The organism is Lysobacter korlensis, from assembly GCF_042434515.1.
The window spans coordinates 180,654-192,156 of record NZ_JBHLTG010000009.1 but is presented as its reverse complement, the minus strand read 5'-3'; the positions used below and the strand labels follow the sequence as shown (position 1 = coordinate 192,156).

Genomic DNA, 11,503 nt, shown 5'->3' with positions numbered 1-11,503 from the left:
GCCGCCACGTGCGGCGGCCGACATCCCGAAACGAATCGAGACCGAACGTGATCACCACGACCAACCCCCGCACCGGGGACACCATCGACACCGACATCGCGGCCACCGCGCCCGAGCAGGTCGCAGAGCTGGCGCAGGCGGCCGACGCCGCCTTCCCGACGCTCGCCGCGAACGGGCGGGTCTGGCGCGCCGGCCTGCTCGACGCTCTGGCGCAGGCGCTCGAGGACGACCGGGAGGCGCTCGTCGAGACGGCGGACGCCGAGACCGGACTCGGCCCGGTCCGGCTGAACGGCGAGCTCACCCGATCGGTGTTCCAGTTCCGGATGTTCGCCGACGCCCTCCGCGAGGGCGGCTACCTCGAGGCCACCATCGACCACGCCGGCACCAGCCCCATGGGACCGGTGCCGGATGTGCGCCGCATGCTGCTCCCGATCGGCCCGGTCGGCGTGTTCGGGGCCAGCAACTTCCCGTTCGCGTTCTCCGTCGCCGGCGGCGACACCGCATCCGCACTCGCCGCCGGCTGCCCCGTTCTCCTCAAGGCGCACAGCTCACACCCCCTGACGTCGAAGCGCAGCTTCGAGGCGCTGTCCGGCGCGGCCGAGCAGTACGGCGCACCCGCCGGCACGCTCGGCATCGTCTACGGCACGAAGGCCGGTGCGGCGCTCGTCGCGGATCCCCGCATCAAGGCGGTCGGGTTCACCGGCTCACTGTCGGGCGGGCAGGCGCTGCTCGACATCATCAACAACCGCGACGAGCCCATCCCGTTCTACGGCGAGCTCAGCAGCCTCAACCCGCTCATCATCACCGAGGGCGCGGCGAACGCACGCCCCGACGAGATCGCGCAGGGCCTGTTCGCCTCGTTCACCGGATCGGCCGGTCAGTTGTGCACGAAGCCCGGGGTCGCATTCGTGCCGAAGAGCGAGCACGGGCATCAGATCGTGGAGAAGATCGCGCAGCAGGTGCGCGAGGCGAAGGCCGTGCCGCTGCTGAACGGCCGGATCACGAACTCCTTCGGGCTGATCCGTCAGCGGCTCGTGGACGAGGGCAAGGCCGAGATCGTCGCCACCGGCGTGAGCGACGGCGCCGGGATCGGCGTGGCGCCGAGCGTGCTGACCATCGACGCGGATCGCATGACGCCGGAGGTCACCGAGGAGGCGTTCGGGCCGCTTATCGTGGTGGCGTACTACGACGACCTCGGCGAGGTCGAAGAGGGGCTCGGGCACATCCCGAAGTCGCTGACGGCGACGATCCACAGCGAGGACCAGGAGGCGGAAGCCGTGTCGCACCTGGCCGAGCGGGTGAAGGACCGCGCCGGGCGGCTCGTGTTCAACGGATACCCGACCGGCGTGCGCGTCAGCTGGGCGCAGCACCACGGCGGTCCTTGGCCGGCGACGAACAGCCAGCACACCTCGGTCGGCGTCACCGCGGTCCGGCGGTTCCTGCGGCCGTTCGTCTGGCAGGACGCGCCGGAGGCGCTGCTGCCGGAGGAGCTGCGCGACGGCTACACCGCGGTGCCGCGTCGCGTCGACGGGGTGCTGCAGCTCGCCGGGGAGTCTGCGGACGCCTGACCGCGCGCCTGAACGCGCGGATCGGCGGCCGAACGGCCGTTCCCAGCACCGTCTCCGAGGCGTACTCTGAGCACGTCCCTGCCGGGAGAATCCGCCGATGGAGTCGACTTCGCGTTCACGCTCAGCGCTCCGCCGCGCGCTCGTCGCGGTCGGGGTCGCGGTGCTGGCTGCCGGCTCGCTCACGCTGCTGCCGCGAGCGGATGCGACCGCCGACGGCCCGTTCTGGCCGTACACCAGGATCGCCGAGTCCGCTCGGGTGCGGGCGGGACTCTCGACCGTGCAGCCGGGCGACGTGGCCGTCATCCGGTTCAGCCTCGGCAGCTACCGGGGGTCCGACATCTTCGTGCCGGGCGCACCGGTCTCCGTGGAGATCGGCTGCGCCAGCAGGACGGCCATGCGCGAGAACGCGGTGTTCGACCCGACGGCGCGCGGCGCCCTCGACTATGACGCGAAGCGGGACGTGTACACCTTCCACTGGGTCACCTCCGCAACCTGGGCGGACACCTGCCAGCGCTTGCGCCTGCAGTTCGCCGACGGCAGCGCGCACGACGTGCTGGTGTGGTTCGGCGAGCCGTTCGGGGTCGTCGCGCAGGCGCCGCTGCCGAGGTGAGACCGGAACGGGGCGCGGGACCATGCAGCGGGCGGTGAGGAAGCGGCTGAGGAAGGTGCGGCGGGCCGGGTTCGTCCTGGCGCTCGTCACGATCGCGGTCGCCCCGTTGACGCTGCTGCCCCCGGCCGCCGTGGCGGAGGTGGAGGCCGAGTCACCCTGGCCGTTCAGCCTCGTTCCGCGTGCCGCGTGGCGGGGCACCGCGCCGACCCGCCAGGAGGCGGGGAACGTGGTCCCCGTCGAGTTCAGGGTGGGCGGCTACCGAGGGCTCGGCGTGCTCACCCCGCACGCGCCGATCTCGATCGCGGTCGACTGCGAAAGCCAGTCGCCGAGAACGGTCGCGTCGCCGCCATCGGCCCCGTCGAAGGGGGTGCTGACGTACGACTGGCTCACCGACACCTACACGTTCTGGTGGCCGCGCGCGGAGGTCTGGATCGGCACGTGTCGCCAGCTCCACCTCGAACTGGACGACGGAACCGTCCATCCGGTGATGGTGTACTTCGGCGAGTCCGACAACGTGATCGTCCCCTGACCGGTCGGCGCCGGTTCAGGACGGCGTCGGTGGCTGCGGATCGAGGGCGCTCCTCGCGAGCAGGGTCGCGCCGGCCACGGCGGCCGGCATGACGAGCACCGCGCCGAACGGGATCAGGAACAGCAGGTAGGTGGCGACACCGAAGCCCAGCGCGGTCGGCCGTCGCACCGCGAGCGCCCTCCGACGGTCCCGGAGCGAGATCCGCCGAGAGTCGAACGCGAATCCGGTGAGCTCCACCGCCAGCAGCCATCCGCCGAACAGCACGCCCAGCACCGGGGCGACGATCTGACCCACCACCGGCACGAAGGCGAGCAGGAACAGCGGGAGGCCCACCACGGCGGTGAGCAGCAGCAGGCGCAGCCCGTTGCCGATGCCGCGCGGGATGCTGCGCCAGAACGGCTCATCCGACTCCGGCGGCGGGTTCCCGAGCCGCTGCTCGACCTCGCGCCAGATCCGCTCGTAGAACGGGTCTCCGACGGCGAGGGTGATGGCGGTGAAGGTGAAGATCACCAGCAGCACGGCAAGCGCGAGGAGGGCTGCGCCGGCGACGAGCCGGACCGCCGTCCGCCACGTGGTGTCCCAGTTCTCGGCGAACGGCGTGATCCAGGTGGCGAGGAAGTCGAGCTGGGTGAAGAAGAGGATCAGCAGCACCGCGTACAGGATGGCGACGATGAACGCCGGGATCGCGCCGAGCAGCATCAGCCTCGATGTGGTCGCCCACATCCCGAGTCCTCGGCCGAGCAATCGCACTCCGGCGACGAACTGCCGGACCGTCCCCGACCGGGCAGCGGCGGTCACCGCCTCCTGCAACCGCACGTTCGCCTGCACCCGATCAGCGTAGAGCAGGCCCTGGGAAGCACCCGAGGACTTCGCCGAGCGCCCTCCGACCGCCGGCCGTAGGCTACGGCCATGACCGAGAACACTCCCGCGGGCCGAGGAGTCCGCCAGCTGCGCATCGTCGTCGAGGCCGAGGACTATGAGGAGGCGCTGATCTTCTTCCGTGACGTGCTCGGGCTTCGCGAGGAGGAGTCCTACGCCGGCGATGGGGGCGCGAAGGTCGCGATCCTGGATGCCGGCCGCGCGACGCTCGAGCTCTCGAACCCTGCCCAGGTCCGGATGATCGACGGGGTCGAGACGGACGGCGTGCAGAGCCCGAAGTTCCGTCTCGCCTTCGAGGTCGACGACTCCCAGTCGGTCACCGACCGGCTCGTCGAGGGCGGCGCGGAGCTCCTCGCCAGTCCGCGCGAGACCCCATGGCGGTCGATCAACGCGCGGCTCGCGGCGCCTGCTGGAACGCAGATCACGATCTTCCAGGAGCTCGAGGGTCGCGAGTGAAGCGGATCGGGTTCCTCTCCTTCGGGCACTGGCAGGCCGTCCCGGGATCCGTCGTCCGCACGGGCGCGGACGCGCTGCTGCAGACGATCGAGCTTGCGGTCGCGGCGGAGGAGATCGGCGCCGACGGCGCCTTCGTGCGGGTGCACCACTTCGCGCGGCAGCTGGCGTCCCCGTTCCCGCTGCTGGCTGCCATCGGGGCCCGCACGAACCGGATCGAGATCGGCACCGGTGTCATCGACATGCGCTACGAGAATCCGCTTCACGCTGTCGAAGAAGCGTCGGCGGCGGACCTCATCAGCGGGGGCCGATTGCAGCTCGGGATCAGTCGCGGTTCACCTGAAACTGCACTAGAGGGATACAAGACCTTTGGGTACGTTCCGAGTGACGGCGAGACAGACGCGGATATGGCTCGTCGGCACACGGACATATTTCGCAGTGCGCTTGCAGGCGCTGGCGTGGCACCGGCGAATCCGGCGATGACGGGCACCAGCGGTTTGCTTCCCGTTGAGCCGCGCTCGCCTGGGCTGGCGGACCGAATCTGGTGGGGCGCTGGGACCCGAGCCACGGCGGTTTGGGCGGCGGAACAAGGGATGAACTTGATGAGTTCTACGCTTCTCACCGAGGACACCGGGGTGCCGTTCGATCAGTTGCAGGCGGAGCAGATCACCTTGTTTCGGCAGGCGTGGGCTGACGCGGGCTGGTCCCGTGAGCCGCGAGTTTCCGTCAGTCGAAGCATCTTGCCGATCATCGACGACGAGACTCGGCACTACTTTGGCCTGCGAGCGCAGGCGGACGCGAAGGACCAGGTTGGCCACCTCGACGGCGGGCTCGCTCGGTTCGGGCGCAGCTATATTGGCGAGCCGGATCAGATCGCGGCGGAGCTGGCGAATGACGCCGCCGTGCGGGCGACCGACACCCTACTTGTGACCGTGCCGAACCAGCTTGGCGTCGACTTCAACGCCCGGCTCCTGCAGTCCATCGTCAGGGACGTCGCCCCATCGCTTGGATGAATGAGAGTTCTCGGAGCTTTCCCTGCATGACAGGAGCGCATGACTCGCCGAAGACTTCGTCACGGACTCAAAGCGCCAGGCGGCTCCTCCTCCACCGCCGCTTTCCAGGCCCGCGATAGCCTGAGTGCAACGGATCGACCGGCATGGCAGAACGGGCGCCGAGAGAGGGAGCTATGCGCCACCTGCGGATCAAGGAAACCGAGGCTCGATCGCTCCTCAACCGCTCTGAAGATCACTATGTTGACTTCAAATCGAAGGACATCAAACCCGCGAGCCTTGAGAAGCTTGTCTCGGCTTTCGGCAACTCGTCCGGCGGTGAGATTATCGTCGGCGCAAACGAAGTCAAACCGGGGAAGTTCGAATGGGACGGATTCTCGCGCATTGAGGATGCCAACGCGCACATACACGTCCTGATAGGGCCGTACCCGGAGTCTGACACCTTCCAGTACGACACACTTGCAGCCGATGGATTTCCCGGGTACTTGATTCGCGTCACAATCGCGAAAACCCGGGAGATCTGCACCACGGCCTCTGGAGCTACGTATGTGCGTGGCGCCGCGAGCGTGAAGCAGGTCGTCACCGCAGCAGAACTCGACAACCTCAAGATGCAGAAGGGCATCTCGTCGTACGAGGACGCTACGACGAAAGCGCCACTTCCAATGGTGACGGATTCGCTTCAGATCACCGAGTTTGTCATCGACGCGCTCACGTTTTCTGAACCGGAGCCATGGCTCCGCTCACAGCTCATGATTGTGGCCGACCGTCCCACTGTTGCAGCGGTTGTCTTGTTCGCGGACGAACCACAAGTCGTGCTTCCGAAGGCATCCATTATGGTCTACCGCTATGCCTCGCGCGACCAGGTGGGGAGGCGCGAGGATCTAGTTGACGGCAAGACTTGGACAGTCGAGGGCTCAGCAATAAAGCAGATTCAACAGGCAGTGGCCAAGACGACTGAGCTGATTGAATCCGTCAAGGGGTCGAACTTGAATGACGTTGCCTATCCCCCTGTCACCTTGCACGAGATCATTACCAATGCGGTGATTCACCGCGACTATTCGATCGCTGACAACATCCACGTACGGATATTCGACGACCGCGTGGAAGTTGAGAGCCCGGGTCGCCTACCCGGCCATGTCACGCCACGCAATTTGCCAGGCGCCCGATTCTCGCGAAACGAGATCATCGAGCGAATGTTGCATAAATTCGCGGATGCACCGAACAAGAACGTTGGCGAAGGACTGCTGGCTGCATTCGAGGCAATGAAGGCGATGCGGCTCGCGGCGCCTCAAGTCGTTGAAACCGACGTAGGCGTACTCGTCTACATCAAACACGAGCCTCTCGACAGCCCGGCGACTATCGTGCTGGACCACCTCGCCACCCACGAAACGATCACCAACCGCGAGGCACGTGGTTTGACGAACATTGCTAGCGAGACCACCATGCGGCGAACCTTGGCGAAGTTGCTGGACCAAGGAGTAATTGAGCAAGTTCCCGGAACGCTCAAAGGGGGTTACAAGTACCGCCTGAAGAAGTCCGCCGCGGACTCAAGCAATACCGTCTAGATAAGTAGCTCACAACGACGCTACGAGAATCCGCTGTACATGGCGGAAGAGGCGGCCGCGGCCGACCTGATCAGCGGCGGGCGGCTGCAGCTCGGCATCAGCCGCGGTTCACCGGAGACCGCGCTGAACGGCTACGAGGCGTTCGGGTATGTGCCCGGGGAGGGCAGCACCGACGCCGACGACGCCCGCACGAAGACCGAGATCTTCCGCGCTGCGATCGCGGGCGCCGGGGTCGCCCCGGCGAACCCGCAGATGACCGGCACAACGGGCCTGCTCCCGGTCGAGCCACGCTCTCCCGGGCTGCCGGATCGCATCTGGTGGGGGTCCGGCACACGGAAGACGGCGCAGTGGACGGCTGAGCAGGGCATGAACCTGATGAGCTCGACCCTCCTCACCGAGGACACCGGCGTGCCGTTCGACGAGCTCCAGGCCGAGCAGCTGCAGATCTTCCGCGACGCGTGGAAGGAAGCCGGCTGGGAGCGCGAGCCGCGCGTCTCGGTGAGCCGCAGCATCCTGCCGATCATCGACGATGAGACCCGCCACTACTTCGGCCTGCGGGCACAGGCGGACGCGAAGGACCAGGTCGGCTACCTCGACGGCGGTCTGGCGCGGTTCGGCCGGAGCTACATCGGCGAGCCCGACGTGATCGCCGAGGAACTGGCGACGGATGCCGCCGTGCGGGACGCCGACACGGTGCTGGTCACCGTGCCGAACCAGCTGGGGGTCGACTTCAACGCCCGCATCCTCGAGTCGATCGTGCGGGACATCAAGCCGGCGCTCGGCTGAGCGGCCGACCCTCTCACGGCGGCCCTTCCGCGCCGGGCGAGCGGGTCAGAGTGCCGACAGTCCCACGAACACGCCGCCGAGCAGGAACAATGCCACCGCCGCGAGTGCGCCGGCGAGAAGGAACGTCCTCGGTTTCGGGCGGAGGTGCTCGCCCTCGATGCCGTACACGACCTGCCGTCGCCCTTGCACCAGGTTGCCGATCTGTCCCGCTATCAGCGCGGCCAGACCCAAACCCATGAGCAGTATCCCGGCGTCGCGCATGATCACGACCGTAGCCGCTGTGCCGGTGCCACTGCCACCCGGCCGTGCGGGCGCCAGACGTGCGAGAGCGCTTGGAAAGCACGGCCTGCTCCGCTCGCCGGAGCACCGGTCGGGTTGACTTGGGAGCATGTCCAGCACTGCGTCGCCGAGGGGTGTGGCCGCTCCGCCGTCGAAGGCCGCCGGGATCCTGTACGGGCTCGGACTGGGTGGCTTCGTCGACGGCATCGTGCTGCACCAGATCCTGCAGTGGCATCACATGGTCAGCCACGTGGAGGAGCCCACGGACCTCGGCGCGCTGCAGCTCAACACGCTCGCCGACGGCGTCTTCCACGTCACCACCTGGGCGCTGGTGCTGGTCGCCTCGATCCTGACGCTGGTGTCCTGGCGGCGAGGGCGCCTGGCACCGAGCTGGAGCTTCCACTTCGGCCTGGTGGTGGCCGGCTGGGGGATCTTCAACGTGGTGGAGGGCCTGATCAATCACCAGCTCCTGCAGCTGCACCACGTGCGCGACGACCTCGGCGGTCCGCTCGCGTGGGACATCGGGTTCCTCGCCTTCGGCGTGCTGCTGATCGCCGGAGGCTGGCTGCTGCACCGGCACGGGGTGCACAGGATGTCGACGCACCACCCCGGTTCCTGAGTGACCCCGGTCCCTGAGCTAGTCGAAGGGGCCGTGGTCACCCGGACGCGTCAGCGCTGGTAGACCGCGGTCCGCAGTTCCGCTGCGTACTCGTCGAGCTCCGGCATCCCGAGCGCCGTGGCGGCCGCGATCTCGGCCTCCACGTCGTACGGCACCCGGACGAACTGCACGCCGAACGCCGCCGGCGCGGCGGAGCCGAGCTCGCCGTCGAGGATCACGTACGAGGCGGTGGGCTCGTCGAGCGAGTTGCCGACGCTTCCCGCGTTGAGCAGCGTCAGGCCGTTCCGGTGCCGGATGTATGCGTAGTGGATGTCGCCGTAGCACACGACATCCGGCGTCGGCCCCGGACCGGTCAGCTCGGTCGCCGCGAACATCGCGGCGAACTCCGGCTCCGAGTGGTGCGGGAAGACGCGGACGTAGACGCTCTCGGCGGAGGCGTGCACGAGGCGCACTCGTCGTCCGCTCAGCGTGAGGTCATGCGACAACGGCAGCCCCAGCAGCCACTCGCGATCGTCGCTGGTGAGCTCTTCCCGCCACCACTCCACCGCTGGGTGGCGGGGCCGAGTCGCAGGCTTCGGCATGAAGTCGTCCCAGTTGCCGCGGATGGTCACGGCGCAGTGCTCACGGGTCAGACGCACGCACTCCGACCCGCGCGGCCCCTTGCCCGCCACATCGCCGAGGTTCAGGATCGTGGGAATCCCACGTCGGCGGATGTCGTCGAGCACCGCGGTGAGCGCGGTCACGTTGCCGTGCACATCGGAGATCAGCGCGATCCGGTCCGGCACGGAGCTGTTCCCGGGATCCGGGGTGACGATGGTCATCCGGCGGGCTACCGGTCGCTGAACGGCACCGGCTCGGGACGCTCCACGGTGCTGCTGATCTCCACGGACCCGCCCGTCTCGGCGGCTTTCAGCACGCCCTCCATGATCTCGAGCACGTGGAAGCCGAGGCGGCCGCTCGCACGGGACTCGGCCACGCCGGACCCGTCCGCGGCCCAGGCCATGTCGGCGATCCCGTAGCCGCGTCCGGCGCGCTCGTACCCCGCCGAAGTCGGCAGCGGCCGCCACTCGCCGTGCGCCTCGGTCGACACACGCACCTCGCCGCGGGAGTTGTTCGGGTCGGGCACCGCCAGCGTGCCGCCGGTGCCATGCACCTCGATGGGCGACGCCGCGGTGTTCACCGCGTCGAAGCTCATCAGCAGGGTCGAAAGGGCACCCGATTCGTGCACCAGCACGCCGGTGACGTGGGTGGGTGTCGACACCGGCACCGTCTGCCCTGCCCGCGGTCCGGACTGGATGGTCCGCTCGGTGCGCAGGGCGCTCGCGGCGCCGATCACCCGGCTCACGGGCCCCAGCAGCGTCACGAGCGAGGTCACGTAGTACGGCCCCATGTCGAGCAGCGGCCCACCGCCCGGCAGGTAGTAGAAGTCCGGGTCGGGGTGCCACCGCTCGTGGCCGGGGGTCACCATCGTGGCGGTCGCCGCGATCGGCGTGCCGATCAGCCCGTCGTCGAGCGCCCGGCGAGCGGTCTGGATGCCGGTTCCGAGCACCGTGTCTGGCGCGCAGCCGAGCGGGATGCCGGCCTCATCCGCCGCCTTCATCACCGCGGCGGCCTCCGCGACCGTCGCCGCCAGCGGCTTCTCCGTGTAGACCGGTTTGCCGGCGGCGATCGCGCGGAGCGCCACTTCGGCGTGCGCGGCAGGGATCGTGAGGTTCACGATCGCATCCACGTCGGGGTCGGCGATCAGGCCGTCCACGGTCAGCGCCCGTACGCCCTCCACCGATTCTGCGACCTGACGGGCGCGGCTCTCGTTCAGGTCCGCGACGGCGACCAGCCGCACGCCGTCTCCGTTCAACGCCGCGAACGTCTTCAGGTACTGTCCGGAGATCTTCCCGGCGCCGATGATCCCAACCCGTACCGCCTCAGCCAACGTGGCCCCTTTCCATCGCGACGACGATCCTTTCATCTTCGCCGTCGATGCGGGAAGCGGCCCGGGTGTCGCCGGGCTGGAACGGGTGCCGCTCGGTCAGGCCACCGACCTCCCGGGAATCCGGTGCTGGGGAGAGCCCGGGCTGCCGGGTTCCCGGCGGGCGACCCGCAGGACGACATCCGCGGCGGCGGCCGGCCCGTTCTCCGCGCGGAGCCGCTCGCCGAGCGCTGCGGCGGCGGCACGGTAGGACGGCTCCCGCAGCACCTGCTCGACGGCGGCGCGGATCCGGTCGGGCTTCGCTCGTTTCGGCAGCGCGATCCCGGCGCCGGTCCCGGCGACGGACTTCGCCACCAACGGCTGGTCGATCCGGGTGTCGCACGGGATCAGCACCGTCGGCAGGCCGTGCATGAGCGCGCGCATCGTGGTGGAGTGCCCGCCGTGCCCGATCACCGCGGAGCAGGTGGGCAGCACCTCGTGGTGCGGCAGCTCCCGGTGCAGCGTCGTGTTGCTGCCCGCGGTCAGGGTCGCCGGGTCGGTCCTTCGCCCGGTGGTCACGATCGCCTCGAGCGGGAGGGGCGCGACCGCATCGAGAATGCGCTGCATCACGTTCCGCTGACCGGGAGCGCCGACGGTGCTGAGGCTGACGAGCACTCGCGGCGGTGAGGCGGGAACCGCAGGCGCGGCGGGAGGGAGCTCGGCGGCTCCCGTCCACACGAAGTTGCCGGGCGCCTTGCCGGCGGCGGCGTCGAGCTGCGGGTCGGTCACGACCAGCACCGCGGCGGCCGACGCCCACGCCGTGATCGCCGAGAACCCGTGCAGGCGTCCGGCGAGCTTCGGAACCGGGCTGGTGAGGAAGAACTGCGCCAGCGAGTGCATCAGCACCACGACCGGCACGCCGAGGGGGAGGGCGGCGCGGACGCTGCCGGCGATCAGCGCGTCGATCACGACCGCGTCGGCGGGTTCCTCCCTGAGGTCCGCCGCCAGGTCGGTCGCGTAGCCACGCCCGCCGATCAGACGCACGATGGAACGCAGCTCCGCGAGCGGGGGGAGCGGCTCGGCGGGAAGCCACGGGGTGGGCGTCGTGTAGGCGCGGAAGTCGAATCCGGCCGCCGAGATCGCGTGCCGTTGTGTCTCGGCGCCGAGGAAGCGCACCCGATGGCCGCGCCCGTCGAGCTCCCGGGCGATTGCGACCGCCGGGGGGACGTTGCCGCCGCCGTCCAGGGTGAGGAAGACGATGTTCGCCATGGTTCTCTCTCTTCTCTTCCGCCCCGGCAC

The 11,503-nt window shown here is 69.1% G+C and carries 13 protein-coding genes; 8 read left to right on the top strand and 5 right to left on the bottom strand.

Going from position 1 to position 11,503, the window contains the following annotated elements:
• Positions 1-47: 47 nt before the first annotated feature.
• From ACFFGH_RS28765 to ACFFGH_RS28755, 3 genes are all read left to right on the top strand, one after another.
• Positions 48-1,568, top strand: a complete 1,521-nt coding sequence (locus ACFFGH_RS28765; protein WP_386675232.1) for an aldehyde dehydrogenase (NADP(+)) — start codon at positions 48-50, stop codon at positions 1,566-1,568.
• Between the two features lie 97 nt (positions 1,569-1,665).
• The gene (locus tag ACFFGH_RS28760) at positions 1,666-2,178 is read left to right on the top strand and encodes a PxKF domain-containing protein (RefSeq protein ID WP_386675229.1); all 513 of its coding nucleotides are present in this window, start codon (positions 1,666-1,668) and stop codon (positions 2,176-2,178) included.
• A gap of 34 nt (positions 2,179-2,212) precedes the next feature.
• Positions 2,213-2,707: a PxKF domain-containing protein gene (locus tag ACFFGH_RS28755; RefSeq protein WP_386675226.1), complete on the top strand. Its 495-nt coding sequence runs from the start codon at positions 2,213-2,215 to the stop codon at positions 2,705-2,707.
• Positions 2,708-2,722: 15 nt separating this feature from the next.
• On the opposite strand, the gene ACFFGH_RS28750 is transcribed toward ACFFGH_RS28755, so the two are convergent.
• The gene (locus tag ACFFGH_RS28750) at positions 2,723-3,535 is read right to left on the bottom strand and encodes an EI24 domain-containing protein (protein WP_386675224.1); all 813 of its coding nucleotides are present in this window, start codon (positions 3,533-3,535) and stop codon (positions 2,723-2,725) included.
• An 81-nt stretch (positions 3,536-3,616) separates the two neighbouring features.
• On the opposite strand from ACFFGH_RS28750, the gene ACFFGH_RS28745 reads away from it, so the two are divergent.
• The 4 genes from ACFFGH_RS28745 (at position 3,617) to ACFFGH_RS28730 (ending at position 7,400) form a co-directional block, all read left to right on the top strand.
• On the top strand, positions 3,617-4,042 hold the full coding sequence (locus tag ACFFGH_RS28745) for a VOC family protein (protein WP_386675221.1): 426 nt from the start codon (positions 3,617-3,619) through the stop codon (positions 4,040-4,042).
• On the top strand, positions 3,961-5,052 hold the full coding sequence (locus ACFFGH_RS28740; protein WP_446686181.1) for an LLM class flavin-dependent oxidoreductase: 1,092 nt from the start codon (positions 3,961-3,963) through the stop codon (positions 5,050-5,052). The genes ACFFGH_RS28745 and ACFFGH_RS28740 overlap by 82 nt, the downstream gene beginning before the upstream one ends.
• 143 nt (positions 5,053-5,195) lie before the next feature.
• Positions 5,196-6,614, top strand: coding sequence for an RNA/DNA-binding domain-containing protein (locus ACFFGH_RS28735; protein WP_386675215.1), 1,419 nt, complete (start codon positions 5,196-5,198; stop codon positions 6,612-6,614).
• Positions 6,615-6,653: 39 nt separating this feature from the next.
• Complete coding sequence (locus ACFFGH_RS28730; RefSeq protein WP_386675213.1) at positions 6,654-7,400, top strand: LLM class flavin-dependent oxidoreductase; 747 nt, start codon at positions 6,654-6,656, stop codon at positions 7,398-7,400.
• A gap of 45 nt (positions 7,401-7,445) precedes the next feature.
• Here ACFFGH_RS28730 and ACFFGH_RS28725 read toward each other — a convergent pair whose 3' ends face one another.
• Positions 7,446-7,661, bottom strand: a complete 216-nt coding sequence (locus ACFFGH_RS28725; RefSeq protein ID WP_386675210.1) for a hypothetical protein — start codon at positions 7,659-7,661, stop codon at positions 7,446-7,448.
• Between the two features lie 127 nt (positions 7,662-7,788).
• On the opposite strand from ACFFGH_RS28725, the gene ACFFGH_RS28720 reads away from it, so the two are divergent.
• On the top strand, positions 7,789-8,298 hold the full coding sequence (locus ACFFGH_RS28720; RefSeq protein WP_386675207.1) for a DUF2243 domain-containing protein: 510 nt from the start codon (positions 7,789-7,791) through the stop codon (positions 8,296-8,298).
• A 50-nt stretch (positions 8,299-8,348) separates the two neighbouring features.
• On the opposite strand, the gene ACFFGH_RS28715 is transcribed toward ACFFGH_RS28720, so the two are convergent.
• The 3 genes from ACFFGH_RS28715 to ACFFGH_RS28705 all read right to left on the bottom strand — a co-directional run bounded on the left by ACFFGH_RS28715 (position 8,349) and on the right by ACFFGH_RS28705 (position 11,473).
• Positions 8,349-9,119 carry a metallophosphoesterase family protein gene (locus tag ACFFGH_RS28715; protein ID WP_386675204.1) on the bottom strand — a complete coding sequence of 257 codons (771 nt, stop codon included), beginning with the start codon at positions 9,117-9,119 and terminating at the stop codon, positions 8,349-8,351.
• Between the two features lie 8 nt (positions 9,120-9,127).
• Entirely contained in the window at positions 9,128-10,228 is a 1,101-nt protein-coding gene (locus tag ACFFGH_RS28710; RefSeq protein WP_386675201.1) for a Gfo/Idh/MocA family protein, read from the bottom strand.
• Between the two features lie 96 nt (positions 10,229-10,324).
• Positions 10,325-11,473 (bottom strand): glycosyltransferase, encoded by a 1,149-nt coding sequence (locus ACFFGH_RS28705; RefSeq protein WP_386675191.1) that lies wholly within the window; start codon positions 11,471-11,473, stop codon positions 10,325-10,327.
• Positions 11,474-11,503: the final 30 nt, after the last annotated feature.